We start from the raw sequence: 17,768 nt of genomic DNA, 5'->3' as shown, positions 1-17,768 counted from the left end.
GAGGTGCCGACATGTCGCAGACGCTTATTGATTCCAATGAACCAGCACGGAGGGTTTTTATTTTATGACTTATTTTGATTCGAAATTAAAAATATTTACTTGCAATTCTAACCCCAAGCTTGCCCATCAAATTGCTGATTATATCGGGATCCCTATGGGTGAATCTCACACAACCAGCTTTAGTGATGGCGAGATTCAAGTGAAACTCTCCGAGAGTGTTCGGGGTTGTCACGTTTATATCGTGCAGTCCACTTGCTTGCCGGTTAATGATAACCTGATGGAAATGCTCGTGATGATTGATGCACTCAAACGGGCATCTGCCAAGACGATTAACGTCGTTATTCCTTATTATGGCTATGCAAGACAGGATCGCAAGGCACGTTCGCGTGACCCGATTACAGCGAAACTGGTTGCTAACCTTATTGAAAAAGCGGGTGCAACCCGTGTCATCGCGATGGACCTGCATGCAATGCAAATTCAGGGATTCTTCGACATTCCGGTTGACCATTTGCTCGGCGTGCCGATTCTGGCTCAATATTTCCGGTCGAAACAGATCGAAAATCCAGTTGTCGTGTCGCCTGACCACGGTGGCGTAGTACGCGCACGTAAACTGGCTGATTTCCTGAATGCACCCTTGGCAATTATTGATAAACGTCGTCCTGAGCCAAATGTGAGCGAAGTGATGAACATTATCGGTAACATCGAGGGTAAAACAGCCATCCTGATCGATGACATTATTGACACGGCGGGAACGATTGTACTGGGAGCGAATGCTCTGATGGAAGGCGGCGTAAAAGAAGTATACGCGTGCTGTACTCACCCGGTATTGTCCGGACCTGCGATGGAACGTTTGGAGAATGCACCATTGAAGGAAGTCATCGTAACGGATACCATTCCAATTACGCATGCTAATCCGACAAGCAAACTCAAAGTGTTGTCTGTAGCGCCTTTGCTCGGAGAAGCGATTATCCGGGTTCATGAGGAATTGTCAATCAGCAAGCTGTTTGAAATTGAATAAGGATGTCTGCATAAAGTAGTAGAGGGGTTACGTTTTCCGGTTCAATGGAAAATGTAACCCCTGTCGGCGTGCCGTTTTATTAAAAGTGAAACAGACGCTGGTCAGTCCATATAAGTTTGAACTACTAATTTACACCGGAAGATGTTTCTGCAAGCGCAGTGATCCAGTGTAAAATGGTTCGTTCATCTTATATGGTTAATACCCGGGGCGGGAGATAAATCGGAAACGACGCCGATGAAAAAGCGTGTCGGCAATTTCGACGAATTGATTATCGAAACGTGTGATTAGACCAATCTCAATATGGGTGTCGCGGTCGTATACCTGTACAGGTACGTGATATTCGAGATGATAGATAAAATCGCTATGTTGAGTCAGTTGTCCATTGTCTTCGCGCAAAACCCGCTCACCTTCCTGGGTCGATAAAATATGAACTGTAAATACTACAGTAAATCGATCTTTACTTTCCTGATATTATATGAAATATAAGATTCGAAGTCTATGCCTCACCTCAGGCTAATCCGAAGGAGGGAACAAGATGAAGTGGATTGTCGGACTTGGAAATCCAGGCTCGAACTATGCCAAAACCCGTCATAATATCGGTTTTATGGCACTGGATCGGTTGGCTGATCGTCATCATATCTCCATTACACAGAATAAATGTAAAGCGTTGATTGGAGAAGGCAATATTGGCGGTGTGAAAACCGTACTGATCAAACCAATGACCTATATGAACTTGTCTGGTGAATCGGTTCGAGCATATATGGATTTTTATAAAGTTAGTCTTGAAGATCTGATTGTTGTGTATGACGACATGGATACAGAGATTGGCAAAGTCAGATTGCGTTACCAAGGTAGTGCAGGCGGACATAATGGAATCAAGTCCATTATTCAGCATACCGGTACACAGAAGTTTAACCGGGTACGCATGGGAATATCCCGGCCTGAACCAGGACATGCCATTGTTGATTATGTACTGTCGACATTCATGAAGAAAGAAAAGGAATCCCTGGATCAGACTATTGAGCAAACGTGTGATGCCCTGGAGCATAGCTTGACGCATACGTTTGAACAAACAATGGCGAAGTTTAACGGGTAAATCTATAAGACTTACTGGTAAAATGATCAAAAAAGACGGGTTCGATTCAGCCATACTGGACATACTGGATGTATAAACCATGTTCAGGAGGCATAAACATGTCAGTGAATTACGTATGTCGGCATTGCCGTACCTTTATTGGACGAATCGATTCTGCCCGGATAACGGAAGTAGAGCTCGGCTTTCATTTCTTGACCCCCGACGAGCGGAGGGATATAATAGCGTATAATTCCGGTGGTGACATTACCGTTCGGATTACATGTGATTACTGTAAGGAAGCCCTGGAGCACAATCCGGAGCTCAGCCTGCTCGCGAGTCCGCTTCAGTAGACATCGCCTGTACAGGATCGAATGACAGTTGAGGGCGGTTGCGTAATAACGCTCCACCTTTTATAGCCTTGGCAGCCTGCTGAGGCTTCTTTTCAGTTGGCATGAAAGCCATGGCTATCTCGAATATCAGGCTCGCCGCATCAACAGATGTGGCAATGTTGCGAGTAATCCGATATGATGAAACAGGACAAAAAGGAATTTGTATCCATTTTAATAGTGATGCTACGCATATGCGTGAGATAATCAAGTAAGTTATAAGAGAGGTGCCCCTTTTGTTACAAGCACTTATACAGGCTTTTTCCAAAGATCCGGACTTCGGGTCCATTACAGCCGGAATCAAGTCCGGCATGAAGGAACAATTGGTTTCGGGTCTATCCGGCTCGGCGCGTCAGATTATGCTGGCTGCCTTGCATCAGGAAATGAACCGACCATTGCTCGTAGTAACACATAATATGTTTTCAGCTCAAAAAATTGCAGAAGATTTACAGGAAGCGCTTTCACCCGATCAGGTGTTGATCTATCCTGCCAACGAACTTGTCGCTGCGGAAGCTGCTGTTTCCAGCCCGGAAACATTGGGTCAGCGTATTGATGTGTTGGTCCGCTGCGCCCAGGGATTCAGGGGCGTTGTTGTTATTCCTTTTTCCGGGGTAAGACGTTATGTTCCACTTCCGGAAGTGATGGCCAATGCTCGGATTTTGATTAAACAGGGCAACACACTTCAACTGGACTCCTTCCTGCTGGAGATGGTAAAGCTCGGATATGAGCGTGTGGAACGCGTGGAATCTCGTGGTGAGATGAGTGTACGCGGAGGTATCATCGACTTCTATCCGGTTACTTCATCGATCGCATATCGGGTGGAGTTATTTGATGATGAGATCGACTCCATTCGGACATTTGACCCCGCGGATCAGCGTTCGATTGAACGGATTGAGGAAATTACGGTTTTACCATGCAAGGAGTTAATTGCAGATCGTGAACGTATGGAAAAGGCTGCCGATGCGGCTGTTCTTTTGCTGGAGCAACAGCTGGAGAAAATGACGGATCGGCAGGCGAAGTTGCGTCTTCGTGAAGAAATTCACCGGGAGATCGAGCTTTTGCGGGAGCACGTGTATTTCTCCGAAATGTATAAATATATTTCTCCGCTCTATCCGGAGAACAAAACGATCTACGACTATATGCCAGAAGATACCCTGCTGGTTCTTGATGAGCCTGCCAGACTGTCGGAGACATCGAAACAGCTTGACCGTGATGAATCGGAGTGGAATCTGCATTTGATGCAAAACGGAAAAACACTTCCGGATCTTCCTTTATCCGCAGATGGTGATGAACTCTTGTATGAGCGTCCATTCCAGACGCTGTTTATGTCGATCTTTTTGCGCCAAGTTCCACACACCCAACCACAGAACATTCTGAACTTCATCAGTCGTGGCATGCAGGATTTCCATGGACAGATGAACGTACTGAAGGCAGAGATGGAGCGTTGGCATAAGGCCGGAGTCCAAGTGCTCATGCTGGCGAACGGTGAGGAACGACTCGAGCGGATGCGCCGGGTATTGATGGACTATGATATTCCAGAGCCAGAGATGATGATCGGTAACTTGCAAACGGGCTTTGAAATGCCGTCCATTCATTTGGCTGTCGTGACCGAGGGCGAGATGTTCTCGCAAAAACAGCGTAAAGTACGCAAACCGATTCGGAATGTAGACAACGCGGAACGAATCAAATCCTACAGTGAGCTAAAAGTGGGCGATTATGTCGTTCACCAGAACCACGGGATTGGTAAGTACCTTGGGATCGGCACCCTCGAGGTTGGCGGTATTCATAAGGACTACATGCATATTCTCTATGCCGGTGGAGACAAACTGTCTGTACCTATTGAGCAGATCGATCTGATTCAGAAATATGTGGGTTCCGAAGAAAAAGAACCGAAAATATACAAGCTGGGCGGCAATGAGTGGACACGGGTTAAAAATAAAGTCCGCACATCCGTACAGGATATTGCTGATGATCTAATTAAGCTGTATGCAGAGCGTCAGACCTCCAAAGGGTTTGGATTCGACAAGGATTCCGCGGAGCAGCAGGAATTTGAGGACATGTTCCCTTACGATGAGACACGTGATCAGGTGCGTGCGATCGAAGAAATCAAGAAGGACATGGAACAAAACCGTCCAATGGATCGTTTATTGTGTGGGGATGTGGGTTACGGCAAAACCGAGGTGGCTATTCGGGCTGCATTTAAAGCAGCTATTGAAGGCAAACAGGTGGCTGTACTCGTGCCAACAACCATTTTGGCACAGCAGCATTTTGAGACGTTCCGTGAGCGCTTCTCCGGTTATCCGTTCAACATTCATGTGCTTAGCCGGTTCCGCTCCCGTAAAGAGCAGAATGAAACAGCCAAAGGCATCAAGGCAGGCACAGTGGATATTGTCATCGGGACGCATCGATTGCTGTCGCAGGACCTGGTGTTTAAGGACCTGGGACTGCTGATTGTTGATGAAGAACAGCGCTTCGGTGTAACCCATAAGGAAAAACTGAAGAAGCTGAAAACCAATGTGGACGTGCTGACGCTGACGGCAACGCCGATTCCGCGTACGCTTCATATGTCCATGCTGGGTGTGCGTGATCTGTCCGTTATCGAGACTCCACCAGAAAATCGTTTCCCGGTGCAGACCTATGTGGTTGAACACAGCCAGGCGCTTGTTCGTGAAGCCATTGAGCGTGAGCTTGCCCGTGGTGGGCAAGTATATTACCTCTACAACCGTGTTCAGGGAATTCAGGAGATGGCTGCCGAAATTTCTGAGCTTGTGCCTGAAGCCAAAGTTGGTGTGGGACATGGTCAGATGTCGGAAACAGAGCTGGAGAAAACCATTCTGGACTTCCTGGATGGTGAATATGACGTGCTTGTGAGCACAAGTATCATCGAGACCGGGGTAGATATTCCGAACGTAAATACACTGATCGTACATGATGCGGATAAAATGGGACTTTCCCAGCTGTATCAGCTGCGCGGACGTGTGGGTCGTTCCAACCGTATTGCGTATGCCTATTTTACGTACCAACGGGATAAAGTGCTTACGGAGGTTGCTGAGAAACGTCTGCAATCCATCAAAGAATTCACCGAACTGGGTTCAGGATTCAAAATCGCCATGCGTGACTTGTCGATTCGTGGTGCGGGAAATCTGCTAGGAGCGGAGCAGCATGGTTTCATCGCTTCCGTCGGGTTTGATCTGTATTCCCAGATGCTCGCAGAGGAGATCAACAAACGCAAAGTTACGATGCTTGGCGAAGAGCCGGTACCTTCAGACCAGTGGAACACAACCCTGGATCTCAGTATCGACGCCTACTTGCCGTCCGATTATATCTATGACAGTATTCAGAAGATTGAGATCTACAAAAAAGTGGCGGTCATTGCATCCTTCGACGATGCGATGGAGTTGGAAGACGAATTGGTTGACCGATTCGGTGATCTTCCGGAAGCCGTCATTAACTTGCTGGCTGTTGCGCGGATGAAAGTATACGGCAAAATCTACGGTATTGAGTCCATCTCCCAACGTGGTGAGGACATTACTGTGAAGTTCTATGAAGGGCGTGAACATGCCTTTGAACTCTCGAAAATCGCGCACATTGGAAATCAGTTCGAAAGACGTGTACAATTTGAACAAGGACCCCATATGCTGATTCACGCTAAAGGCAAGGGGCTTGGGGATAAGCAACTGATGGAGCTGGTAGAGAAAATTCTGGAGTCCATGAAGACGGCTTTTAAATCAAAGGGGGAACTAAAGGATGTTACCAAAGTATAAAAAAGTAGGAAAAGTACTGTCTGTGAGCATGGTCGCAGTACTATCCTTATCACTGCTTGCTGCATGTGGCAAGAAGGAAGAAGCAAAAACACCGGAATCGACGGATACAAGTGCTGTAGTCGCTACGTATGATGGTGGTACTATTACAGCCAATGAATTTGACATGGAGCAACGTGTCATGAAATTCCTCTATCCGGAGTATGCACAAATGATGGATATGGACGATTTCAAAGAGTATCTGGTGAAACAGGAAGTTGCTTATGAATATCTGAGTGGCAAAGCAAGCGAAGATGCCAAAACAGCCGGTACAAAAGCGGCAACTGAGCAATTCGATAAAATGAAAGCTTCTGTTCAGGCAGATCAGTGGACAGAAATGCTGAAAGCTCAGAACCTGACTGACGATAACATTAAAGGCTACATGACTCGAATCATGACAGTTATCAAAGATAAAGAAACAGGCGTTACGGACGATGCAATCAAGGCTGAGTTTGAGAAAAACAAAGATCAGTTCACAACAGCTTCTGTTCGTCACGTGCTGATTAACTTCACAGATCCAAAAACGCAAAAAGAGCGTAAAAAAGAAGATGCACTGAAGATTGCAAAAGAAGTAAAAACCAAGTTGGATGGCGGAGCTGATTTTGCTGAAATTGCAAAAAAATATTCCGAAGATCCAGGTTCTGCTGAAAAGGGTGGACTGTATGAAAATACACCTGTAGGCAGCTGGGTAGAGGCATTTAAGGAAGCTGCAAAAACATTGCCACTGAACAAAATCAGTGATCCAGTAGAGACAGAGTACGGTTACCACGTCATGAAAGTGGAAGCTCGTACAGAAGCTGACTTTGCCAAATTGACGGCTGAACAAAAAGAAAGCCTGAAGAGCCAATTGGCAGCTGCTGAGATCGATACGTTCATGCAAAATGAGTTGGACAAAATCGTAAAAGAAGTTAAGTTGCCAAAAACAGAAAAAGCTGAAGAAGGCAAAACTGAAGGAACAACGGGTACAGGAACTGAAGGAGAGAAAACAACCGAACCAAAAACGGATGACTCCACAGGTACGGATACCAAGACTGACCAAGGTACGACTGGAACAGACAAAGATGCAACTACAGATGAAGGTACAAGCAGCAAGTAAGCTAGTAAAATTGCTGTGTTAGCATACGTCCAGGGTTGAATTCGCCCGAAATGAATGCCTTGTACTATGTAAATATGGACAACCATACAGAGAAGCAAGGGGAGGACTTAGGACCTCCTTCTTGCTTCTTCTTTTATATATTCAAGCCGTATGGGTACATGGTCGCCTTCTTCAAAAGTTACACAACTATATTCTCCGAAGCATGTATAAGGAAATGGGAACAGATGAATACTATGGTCAAGATATCACACTAAACGTTCTGGGACTTTCCTCTACCCATTAAGGAACAGTAGTTGAAAAATCTTCTCGAGAAAGTGGGGCAACATGTGAAATGAAAGCTACTGGTATTGTCCGCCGTATAGATGACCTTGGTCGTGTGGTCATTCCAAAAGAAATCCGCCGTACGTTACGTATTCGTGAAGGTGATCCACTGGAAATTTTCGTGGATCGTGATGGAGAAGTTATCCTTAAAAAATATTCGCCAATTGGCGAACTTGGTGATTTTGCCAAAGAATATGCAGAATCCCTGTATGAGAGTACAGGACATGTAACAATGATTTCTGACCGGGATACCATTATCACGGTGGCAGGCGGCTCCAAGAAAGAATATTTGGACAAGCAGGTGGGTCAACTGTTGGAAGGTTGTATGGAAAACAGAAAGACCATTTTGGAAACAAACAATGGTTCTTATGAACTTAGCAAAGATCATGACGAGACGTTATCCTCTTTTGTTATTGCGCCGATTATTTCAGGTGGTGACCCCATCGGAACGGTTATCCTGTTCAATAAGGATGAATCGGTGAAGATGTCTCAGATGGAAGTGAAGATGTCTGAGACGGCTGCTGGTTTCCTTGGCAAGCAAATGGAACAATAGACCGCAGATCAACTCCTGGTGCCCTGTCTTGGGCATACGGGAGTTTTTTCATTCTAAGGGACAACGAAGTTAATCCGGATGATTGTGATGGGGGAGGGTTAGTCTGTGTGCCTTCGGGCAGTTATAATAGCAAGGTATGCTTAAAAGGATTACGCGGGAGGGACTTATGAAACAGCCGTCTACAGGCTCAAGGCTGCTACAGGGTGCATTTGTTCTTGGGCTTGCCGCCATTATTTCCAAAATCATTGGTGCTTTTCAAAAGATTCCGTTGCAGAATCTGGGGGGAGACGGTGTTTTTGGTATTTACAATACGGTGTATCCATTATATATGCTCATTGTTACGCTTGCTGCTGCCGGGCTGCCCCTGGCTGTATCCAAGTTCGTAGCAGAGCAAAATGCACTTGGGAGACCGGACGAGAGCAGAAAGATTATCCGGTTATCTTCCGTGCTGCTTGGAGGAATTGGACTGATCATGGCGCTCTTGATGTATGCAGGTGCGCCGCTAATCGCTGACATGATTGGTAATCGACATGTGGTTCCATCGATTCGTGCAGCATCGTGGGCGTTGTTATTCGTTCCGGTGATGACAGGGCTGCGTGGATATTTTCAGGGATTACAGCAGATGGTCCCAACAGCGGTATCGCAAGTGGTGGAGCAGACGATACGTGTCACCGTCATGATTGTTCTGCTTTTATGGTTGATGAGACGAGACGCTTCGCTTGAGACGATTGCCGCTGGAGCCATGATGGGCTCCGTTGCCGGCGGAATGGTCGGGCTGTTAACGATGTTAGGGTACATGGTACGTCATCGGCGGAAACATAGGGAAATGGGACCTGGATCATTGGATTTGGGAAGGAGCAGTAACGGCAAAGAGGTTGGATCAGATTCTCATGAGCGTCAAGAGCATCAGGAGAATAGATCGGTTACACCACAGATGAAAACGGTGAGTTCCATTAACCCCGCTCTGGCAGAACGATCACGATCCAATGGTGAGTGGATCAAGACGCTGCTCATGTACGCCATTCCCGTCTGTCTCGGGTCGCTGGCTGTACCGCTGATGAATCTGGTAGATACCTTCACCGTGCCCCGATTGCTGCGGGGAGAAGGAATGGATGAGGTTCAGTCTATGGTTTCCTTCGGCATCTATAACCGTGGATTACCGCTGGTTCAACTGGTGACGATGCTGGCTACGTCACTGTCTGTACTGTTTATTCCGGCGATGGCGGAAGCCCGGTTAAAGGGCGGGCCAGAAGCCGTCCGGCAGCAAGCAGGCCTCGCGCTGCGCTGGTTCTGGTTGATCGGCCTGGCGGCATCCGCGGGTCTTGCGGTGCTGGCGGAGCCGATTAACCGCATGCTGTACGGAGATGCCGCAGGCACCGAAGCACTGCGGTACATGGCGCTGACGGCTGCGGGCAGCACAGTCAGCATTATTGCGGCGGCGCTGCTGCAAGGCCTCGGCGCCGTGCGCGCACCCGCGTTCAACATGCTGGCCGCCGCAGGCGTCAAGGTGCTGCTGAACGTCATGCTTGTGCCGGCGCTGGGCATCAGCGGTGCGGCTCTGGCAGGCGCAGTCGCCTACATGCTGGCGGCTGGCCTGAATGTGGCGCTGCTGGCGCGACTTGTCGCCCTGCGCCCTGCCCCTGGCGCCGTCCTGGCGAAGCCGGCGCTGGTGATCGCCGCCATGAGTCTGGCGGCGGTAGGCATGGCCTGGGCCGCCGAAGCGGTACTCGGCGGCATGGGTGTCGCGGCCGATCGCAGGCTGGCAGCGATGGGCGTGAGCCTGCTGGGCATTGCCGCAGGCTCGGCCGTGTTCTTGCTGGCGGCGGCCCGGACAGGACTACTGACCGCCGCGGAGCTGGCGGCCGTGCCCAAGTTAGGGCCTCGCCTTGCCAAGCTGCTACGCAGACTGCGTGTGCTGCGCTAGCTCCATGCTCACGGTGCTTCTACACCCAGCACAGCTAATATGCAATTATAGGATATCGAATGATTCTGGTATAATACATGTAATTAGTCCTGTTCAGACACGATGATTATGAGCCTGGACAGGGTAGTCCGGATGGAGGTTTATGTAATGAGTGCAGCTTTAACCGTAGTGGGTCTTGGATCTGGAGATGCAGACCAACTGACCGTAGGTATTATCAAAAAAATGAAACAGGCAGCTACGCTGTATGTACGTACCATGGATCATCCCGTATTGAATGATCTGAAGCAAGAGGGACTAGAGATGACATCATTTGATGGCATCTATGAGGCAAAGTCCTCCTTCCCCGAGGTGTATGATGAGATCGCGAATCAACTGATAGAAGCCGCTCGCAAGGGTGAGGCCGGAACGGAGATTGTGTATGCCGTACCCGGTCATCCGATGGTAGCAGAAGCAAGTGTACGCCTGCTCAAAGAACGTTGTCCGCAGATGGGTATCTCATTGCGTGTCATGGGCGGGGAGAGCTTCCTGGATGAAGCTTTTATACGACTTGGATTTGATCCAATCGAAGGGTTTCAACTCCTGGATGCCAGCAGCCTGAACACAGAACTGGTACAACCACAGCTACATACGTTGATAGGACAAGTCTACGATGTGTTCACTGCTTCGGATGTGAAGCTATGCCTGATGGAGGTTTACCCGGATGATTATCCGGTATTTGTTGGGCACGCGTTGGGTGTACAGGACCAGGAGGTTATTCACAAGATTCCATTACACGAACTGGACCGGATCGAAGGGTACGGCAATCTGTCACTGATCTATGTGCCGAAGAACACTGATGATGCCCTGCGTCGCAGATCCTTTGCGCGTTTACATGAGATCGTCAATATTCTTCGCAGTCCGGGTGGCTGTCCATGGGATCAGGAGCAGACACATCAGTCCATTCGCAAAAACCTGATTGAAGAGACCTATGAGGTCATTGAGACGATCGATGAGGATGACCCCGACCATATGAAAGAAGAGCTGGGTGATCTGCTGCTGCAGATTTTATTGCACTCCCAGATGGAAGAAGAAGTGGGCACATTTAATGTGTATGATGTCATCGAAGGTTTGAATGATAAGCTAATCTTCCGCCATCCACATGTTTTTGGAGATAATCAGGCAGAGGATGCGAATGAAGCTCTTCAGAACTGGGAACAGATGAAGGCAGAGGAGAAGAAGCGCAAAGGCCAGGATCAGCAGAAGGTTTCCGTGTTGGATGGTATACCGCGTGACTTGCCTGCATTGATGAAGGGATACAAGTTACAGAAGAAAGCAGCCAAAGTAGGCTTTGACTGGGATGATGTTGAAGGCGTGTTTGCCAAGATCGAGGAAGAACTGGCGGAGTTGAAAGAAGCGGTGCAACAAGGCCAGTCTGCGGAAGAACGGAAGCTCGAACTGGGTGATTTATTATTCGCAGCCGCGAACGTTGCAAGATTCATCGATACGGACCCGGAAGAGGCGCTTGCTGCGACCAACCGCAAGTTCGTCGGGCGGTTCCAGTACATCGAGGAGCGTTTGCGTGAACAGGGAAGAACACCAGCAGATAGCAATGTAGAAGAGATGGAGCAATTCTGGCAGGATGCGAAAAAGGCAGGATTATAACGGGTTCAATTTTCTGGGAAAAGCCAGATAACTTTATTCCATTCATGCTATGCAGTGTGTTATGATAATACGAACATGTGTTCATCTGTGTAAACTGGAGTTGGTGTTTAGCGACAGATGGTTTCGGGTACTGGTCTTAGACTGTTGCCTGCGGACCATCGACAAAAAGCTAAAAAAAGTCGCGGACCAAGGCAGGATTTCAGATACCAAGCCAGAATACATGTGTAGTGACCTAACGCGAATCAGCGGCAATCGATGCATTGTCAGGAATCGCAGATACTTTTTTTTCAATTTGGGAGGCTTTTAAAAATGAACAAAACAGATCTGATTAACAACATTTCAACCAAAAGTGGTTTGACTAAAAAAGACGTTGAGTCCGTATTGAACGGCTTTTTGGGAGAAATTACAGATGCACTTGCCAGCGGAGACAAAGTACAATTGATCGGCTTTGGCACTTTTGAGACCCGCAAACGTTCCGGTCGTACCGGACGTAACCCACAAACAGGGAATGAAATCGTGATTCCTGAGTCCACTGTTCCTGCATTCAAAGCAGGCAACAAACTTAAAGAAGCCGTAAAATAATGCGTCTTGATAAATTCCTGAAGGTCTCCCGGCTAATCAAACGCCGCACTGTGGCCAAGGACGTCTCCGAACAGGGACGTGTTCTGGTAAACGGACGTGAAGCGAAGCCCAGCGCCAATGTCAAAGTGGGCGATGAGCTGACGGTTCAGTTCGGTCAGAAACTGGTCACCGTGAAGGTGGAACGAATTGCCGAGAGTACCAAGAAGGATGAGGCGAGCAGCCTCTACACCTTGGTGAAGGAAGAGCCGATCGCCAAGGATAACGGAATGAACTGGTAACAGTACATCTGGTATTGAATATTCATTCAATGCAAGTTGAATCGAAACGTCCTCCTGTAACAGGGAAGGGCGTTTTTGTTTTGGATACCGGATTATTTGTTCAACAACGCTGGTTCTATTCCAACCTCCTCATCCATAAGCTAGGTGTAAGAAGGAGGGGTACATGCCATGGTTGAGCACGGTAAGGCCAAACAGCATCATCTGAGCATGCAGAATCGGAAACTGCTGGATCTGACGGGTGTCTCCAACGTGGAGAGCTTCGACAGTGAGGAATTTTTGCTGCAGACTGAACTTGGGCATCTGACCATCCGGGGGCACAATTTACATATCAAAAACCTGAGCCTGGAGGAAGGTCTGTTATCCATTGAAGGCACTGTCAGTTCTCTGCAATATCTGGACCCCGGTTCCCAGAACAAGAATAGTAAAGGCCTGTTCGGCAAGATGTTCCGATGAGTCCGGATACTCAATGGATCACATTGATGTGGATGCTTACTTCGGGGGTCGTGATGGGAATGGCCTACGACAGTTACCGGGTACTGTCCGGACAGCTGCGGTTTCCGAGATGGAGTATACACACGCTCGATCTGTTGTACTGGGTTGCTTCCGCGCTGTTCGTTTTTCGGATGCTATACGCCGGAAACCACGGACAGTTGCGGTTTTATGTCTTTTTGGGGCTGATTATAGGGGTTTGCTTCTATTTTTGGCTTTTAAGTGTTACAACCCAGCGTTTTGTGGTAATGTTAATTAAACTCGCAAGAACGCTGATTCATTGGTGTGGACATATCCTTAACATCCTGATCGTTATGCCGGTTAAAGGGATTTATAAGTTCATTCGCGTATTATTCGGTTTTGTAATTGCGATACTATTATTCCTGGGCAGGCTGGTACTGCAAGGTTTGGTACCTTTCGGCAAGTTGTTCCGCTGGATGTTTAGGCCGCTCCTGAAATATTGGGTAACGCCACGCTTCATGATCCGTGTGGGTACAAGAATTGCAGCGATATGGAAACGCTGGTTTTAAGGAGGTCCGTAATGGGTAAAACACCTGTGGGCAGATCAAAGGCTCCAACTAACCAAGGAAAATCTGCCGGTGCAAAAAGGCGCCTCATGCTTTGGATGACGTTTATGATTGTGTTTGTAATATGGGCAGGATATACATTCCTTGTGCAGACTGCACAAATTTCGGACAAGAGTTCTCATCTGGCCACTCAGCAAGCTTCAAAGGAAGATACGTTGAAGAAGCTGGAACAGTTGAAGTACGAAGTCAGCCGGTTGAATGACCCTGAATACATAGGACAGCTGGCGCGGAAAAAAGGATATTATCTTCCTGAGGAAACGCCGATCCAGGTTGAAGAGTCAGGGAACTGATGGAATTCGGTCCATTATCGAGCTAGGTTTGTTATCCGTATGTCTGAAGCCGTTAAACCGGAAAAAATAGGCTCTCTGATGGGGTAGTGTTCAGTTGACCTTGGTTTACGGCATAAGGTATAATTACATTAGCGCAGCATTGATTTTGGCATTCAAAAAATCGGGTTGTATATTTTTAAGGGAGGATCATTTTATTCTATGGCAATTGAAGTGGGCACCAAGTTAGAGGGCAAGGTGACAGGAATCACGCATTTTGGAGCATTTGTGGATCTGTCAGGAGGTGTCACGGGTCTCGTTCACATCTCGGAAATCGCCGACAATTACGTCAAAGATGTCAACGACCACCTGAAGCTGAATGACCTCGTTACAGTGAAGGTTATCAACGTTGACAAGGATGGCAAGATCGGACTTTCCATTAAGCAAGCTGTTGACAAACCGGTTGAGCAACAAACCCAATCTAGACCCCCGAGAGCTCCTAGACCGGAACGCAGTGGAGGAGATCGCGAACGATTCAGCGGCGGAGGCCCAAGTGGTGGCCAAGGTCGTGGTGGTGGCGGCGGTGGATTTAACCGTGGTGACCGCGGAGGCCGTTCTTTCAAGCCCGCAGCAGGCAAACCTTCATTTGAGGATAAAATGTCACGCTTCCTGAAAGATAGTGAAGAGCGGATCTCTTCGCTTAAGAAGAACACAGAAGGCAAACGCGGAGGCCGTGGAGCCAAGCGTGTGTAATCTGTCACAACCTGATCTAAACATATAAGTAAAACCGTTAGCCTATGGGCTAACGGTTTTTTTGCGTTTCCTTCACAGATAGTAGTTGAATAGCTTTTTTTGTAAGGTGAAGCTCCATATCCCCAGTTTTTCTGCACGGCAAAATGGAACCATAAGAACATTTGTCGTCTACCATTTTTTACCGACAGGTTTCCGTGGCATTCCACAGTTATCCTGCTCAAATGGTGGCGAGACCAAACCATCCCCGGTTCAAAATCAGACATTCCGATTGTCGGAATCAAGTAGGAGAATGAATGAAACTACAATAAGGCCGGGGGTTTCGCTCCACCGCGCCAGGCTTGTTTCTTTTGTCGTAAACTTTTTGGACCATGCCCACCTATTCTGACAAACTACGTCTTCTAATCTATCTATAATCAGAACCATCGAGAACGAAACACGAAAATTCAAATTAATCGAATGGGGTGCCTTGAGGATGATGGAAAAGTGGAATGTCATTCAATTTCCGGGAATGAAAGCAGGTAAAGGAGGTACGGAAGCTCGGGAGGAGCTGTCGGTACGTCTGAAACATTGGCTTGGCTCCCGTAAGGCTGTCCAGATGGTTGCTTCCCGCAAATGGGTACTGCTGCTTACGTTTATGGGATTTTTGCTCGGAAAGGCAATGATCCTGAATGAGTTATCTCCCTTTGCCATTGCTTACTTCGCCGTAATTGCTTTCATGCGCAGGGATTACATCATTCCGGTAGGCGCCGCTCTACTCGCAGGGAGTCTCTTTGCACCGTTTCCGGTACCACTTATTGTTGCATCGGAGATCGCCATCTTTTATCTGCTCTTCCGTGGTCTGGAGTCATATGATCGTGCTGAATTATCTTATGCGCCAACGATGGTGTTTACGACTACATTTATGGTCAAATTATTCGCGGTTGTGATCGGGCCATCCTTCAGTTGGTACGCCATGCTGATGCTCACGATGGATTCCGTACTAAGCTTTGTGCTCACCCTTGTTTTTATACAAGCCATACCGATCTTCACTTACCGCAAAAAAAGTTCAGCCTAAAGAACGAGGAGATCCTCTGCCTGATCATATTGCTCGCTTCCGTTATGACGGGAGCCGTAGGGTGGACCATTCAGTCCTTATCCGTGGAGCATATGCTCTCCCGTTATCTCATATTAATCTTTGCGCTGGTGGGCGGAGCCCCCCTCGGAGCCTCAGTTGGGGTCATTACCGGCTTGATTCTGAGTCTGGCTGACATGTCAGCAGTGTATCAGATGAGCCTGCTTGCTTTTGCCGGGATGCTGGCGGGTATGCTTCGAGAGGGCAAACGTGCGGCGGTTGCACTGGGCATGCTGCTGGGTTCGTCCATTCTATCCATATATCTGGGCGGACCGGGCGATGTTATGAACTCGTTATGGGAGACGTGTGCAGCTATCGTACTATTCATGTTGACACCTAAAAGCCTGATGACGGCGATATCCAAATATGTACCGGGTACGCAGGATCATACGAAATCCCAGCATGAGTATGCCAAACGGATACGGGATATCACGGCAGAACGGGTAACCCGGTTCTCGCAGGTATTCCGTCAATTGTCACGCAGCTTTGATCAGATGTCCGGTGCAGGGGAGCAGGTACAGAAAGAAGGTGGAATGGACCATTTCATGAATGCGGTTGCCGAGGGCACATGTGCCAGCTGCTTCAAGCGCACACAATGCTGGGATGCGAAGTTTATTCAAACCTACAAATATATGACGGACGTGATGAGTACAATTGAAGGAAACCCGGAGATCTCAGGCAAGCAGATTCCAGTGGACTGGAACAGGGTGTGTGCGAAACCGGAAGAGGTCCTTGAAGTCATGCGTGCCCAGTATGGACTGCATCAACATAACATGCAATGGAAGCGCCAAATTATCGATAGTCGGCAGCTGGTTGCAGAGCAATTGTCCGGTGTATCTCAGGTCATGGAGGACCTGGCCAAAGAAATTCAGCGGGAAAGTGAGGAGATGGTACAGCAGGAGGAGCAGATTAGGGACGCACTGGAGTCACTGGGCTTGTCCATTCACTCCATTGAGATCATCAATCTGGAAGCAGGCAACGTAGAGATTGAAATTGTACATGCATATACACGTGGATTCGATGAGTGCCGGAAAATGATAGCTCCGCTGATCTCGGATGTACTGGACGAGCATATTGCCGTCTTGCATGAGACCATGACCGATCCTCGTCAGGGACTGGCAACCGTCACGTTTGGTTCAGCCAAAACTTTCGAGGTTACCACGGGTGTTGCCGCCGCCGCCAAAGGAGGAGATGTGATGTCAGGCGACAGCTTCAGTACGGTTGAGTTAGGCAACGGTACATTTGCTGTGGCGCTCAGTGATGGAATGGGCAATGGAGAACGGGCACGGATGGAGAGCAGCGCAGCGCTGAACATACTGGAACAGTTGCTACAGTCCGGCATGGACGAGAAACTGGCGATCAAATCCGTGAACTCCGTTCTGATGCTGCGCTCCCCTGAAGAGATGTATGCCACAGTGGATATGGCACTGATTGATGAATATACGGCAGAGACAACGTTTATGAAAATCGGATCGACGCCAAGTTTTATCAAACGAGGACAGGAGGTTATTCAGGTTTCGGCCAGCAATTTGCCAATCGGTATTATTAAAGATATTGAAGTGGATCTGGTGACGGTACAGCTTCAGCCGGGGGATATCCTCATTATGATGACGGATGGCATCTATGATGCACCGGGGTATGCGGTGAACAAAGAGTTATGGATGAAACGGCTCATTCAAGAGATTGATACAGATGATCCGCAAGATTTGGCCGATTGCCTGCTTGAAAGTGTCATAAGATATCAGCAGCATGAGATATTGGATGATATGACCGTCGTTGTTGGAAAAGTAGAGCATTTCCGCCCTGAATGGGCCACACTGCGTGTGCCTGGCATCAACCGAATGGAGCGTCCACGGACCGTCAGTTAATTGCATATTCTTCTGTTTGA

The 17,768-nt window shown here is 48.1% G+C and carries 15 protein-coding genes and 1 pseudogene; 15 read left to right on the top strand and 1 reads right to left on the bottom strand.

Going from position 1 to position 17,768, the window contains the following annotated elements; all coding sequences use genetic code 11:
* Nucleotides 1-64: 64 nt before the first annotated feature.
* On the top strand, nucleotides 65-1,018 hold the full coding sequence (locus FE296_RS02650) for a ribose-phosphate diphosphokinase (RefSeq protein WP_017691370.1): 954 nt from the start codon (nucleotides 65-67) through the stop codon (nucleotides 1,016-1,018).
* Nucleotides 1,019-1,213: 195 nt separating this feature from the next.
* On the opposite strand, the gene FE296_RS02645 is transcribed toward FE296_RS02650, so the two are convergent.
* A complete protein-coding gene (locus FE296_RS02645; RefSeq protein ID WP_024633712.1) occupies nucleotides 1,214-1,414 on the bottom strand; it encodes a hypothetical protein in 201 nt (66 codons plus the stop codon).
* A 139-nt stretch (nucleotides 1,415-1,553) separates the two neighbouring features.
* On the opposite strand from FE296_RS02645, the gene pth reads away from it, so the two are divergent.
* The 14 genes and pseudogenes from pth (at nucleotide 1,554) to spoIIE (ending at nucleotide 17,748) form a co-directional block, all read left to right on the top strand.
* Nucleotides 1,554-2,114, top strand: a complete 561-nt coding sequence (gene pth, locus FE296_RS02640) for an aminoacyl-tRNA hydrolase (RefSeq protein WP_150364159.1) — start codon at nucleotides 1,554-1,556, stop codon at nucleotides 2,112-2,114.
* Nucleotides 2,115-2,212: 98 nt separating this feature from the next.
* The gene (gene fin / locus FE296_RS02635; protein WP_017691368.1) at nucleotides 2,213-2,443 is read left to right on the top strand and encodes an anti-sigma-F factor Fin; all 231 of its coding nucleotides are present in this window, start codon (nucleotides 2,213-2,215) and stop codon (nucleotides 2,441-2,443) included.
* A 272-nt stretch (nucleotides 2,444-2,715) separates the two neighbouring features.
* Nucleotides 2,716-6,243, top strand: coding sequence for a transcription-repair coupling factor (mfd, locus tag FE296_RS02630; protein ID WP_150364158.1), 3,528 nt, complete (start codon nucleotides 2,716-2,718; stop codon nucleotides 6,241-6,243).
* The gene (locus FE296_RS02625) at nucleotides 6,227-7,375 is read left to right on the top strand and encodes a peptidylprolyl isomerase (RefSeq protein ID WP_124118805.1); all 1,149 of its coding nucleotides are present in this window, start codon (nucleotides 6,227-6,229) and stop codon (nucleotides 7,373-7,375) included. The genes mfd and FE296_RS02625 overlap by 17 nt, the downstream gene beginning before the upstream one ends.
* 331 nt (nucleotides 7,376-7,706) lie before the next feature.
* Nucleotides 7,707-8,249 carry a stage V sporulation protein T gene (gene spoVT, locus FE296_RS02620; RefSeq protein WP_036606123.1) on the top strand — a complete coding sequence of 181 codons (543 nt, stop codon included), beginning with the start codon at nucleotides 7,707-7,709 and terminating at the stop codon, nucleotides 8,247-8,249.
* Nucleotides 8,250-8,415: 166 nt separating this feature from the next.
* Nucleotides 8,416-10,173: a putative polysaccharide biosynthesis protein gene (locus tag FE296_RS02615; RefSeq protein ID WP_150364157.1), complete on the top strand. Its 1,758-nt coding sequence runs from the start codon at nucleotides 8,416-8,418 to the stop codon at nucleotides 10,171-10,173.
* Nucleotides 10,174-10,320: 147 nt separating this feature from the next.
* The gene (yabN, locus tag FE296_RS02610) at nucleotides 10,321-11,814 is read left to right on the top strand and encodes a bifunctional methyltransferase/pyrophosphohydrolase YabN (protein WP_150364156.1); all 1,494 of its coding nucleotides are present in this window, start codon (nucleotides 10,321-10,323) and stop codon (nucleotides 11,812-11,814) included.
* A gap of 309 nt (nucleotides 11,815-12,123) precedes the next feature.
* Nucleotides 12,124-12,396, top strand: a complete 273-nt coding sequence (locus FE296_RS02605; protein ID WP_017691362.1) for an HU family DNA-binding protein — start codon at nucleotides 12,124-12,126, stop codon at nucleotides 12,394-12,396.
* Entirely contained in the window at nucleotides 12,396-12,674 is a 279-nt protein-coding gene (locus FE296_RS02600; protein ID WP_124118808.1) for an RNA-binding S4 domain-containing protein, read from the top strand. Before FE296_RS02605 ends, FE296_RS02600 begins: the two co-directional genes overlap by 1 nt.
* A gap of 168 nt (nucleotides 12,675-12,842) precedes the next feature.
* The gene (yabP, locus tag FE296_RS02595) at nucleotides 12,843-13,127 is read left to right on the top strand and encodes a sporulation protein YabP (RefSeq protein ID WP_105602444.1); all 285 of its coding nucleotides are present in this window, start codon (nucleotides 12,843-12,845) and stop codon (nucleotides 13,125-13,127) included.
* Nucleotides 13,124-13,693, top strand: a complete 570-nt coding sequence (gene yabQ / locus FE296_RS02590) for a spore cortex biosynthesis protein YabQ (protein ID WP_150364155.1) — start codon at nucleotides 13,124-13,126, stop codon at nucleotides 13,691-13,693. The genes yabP and yabQ overlap by 4 nt, the downstream gene beginning before the upstream one ends.
* 11 nt (nucleotides 13,694-13,704) lie before the next feature.
* Nucleotides 13,705-14,040 (top strand): FtsB family cell division protein, encoded by a 336-nt coding sequence (locus FE296_RS02585; RefSeq protein WP_017691358.1) that lies wholly within the window; start codon nucleotides 13,705-13,707, stop codon nucleotides 14,038-14,040.
* 198 nt (nucleotides 14,041-14,238) lie between these two features.
* On the top strand, nucleotides 14,239-14,769 hold the full coding sequence (locus tag FE296_RS02580; RefSeq protein ID WP_017691357.1) for a S1 domain-containing RNA-binding protein: 531 nt from the start codon (nucleotides 14,239-14,241) through the stop codon (nucleotides 14,767-14,769).
* A gap of 472 nt (nucleotides 14,770-15,241) precedes the next feature.
* Nucleotides 15,242-17,748, top strand: a pseudogene (gene spoIIE, locus FE296_RS02575) (stage II sporulation protein E).
* The last annotated feature ends 20 nt before the right edge of the window (nucleotides 17,749-17,768 follow it).

The sequence above is a fragment of the Paenibacillus sp. UASWS1643 genome, assembly GCF_008693195.1.
Classification (GTDB): domain Bacteria; phylum Bacillota; class Bacilli; order Paenibacillales; family Paenibacillaceae; genus Paenibacillus; species Paenibacillus amylolyticus_B.
Note: the sequence above shows the minus strand (reverse complement) of the source record. Positions and strands in the feature narration are given on the sequence as shown.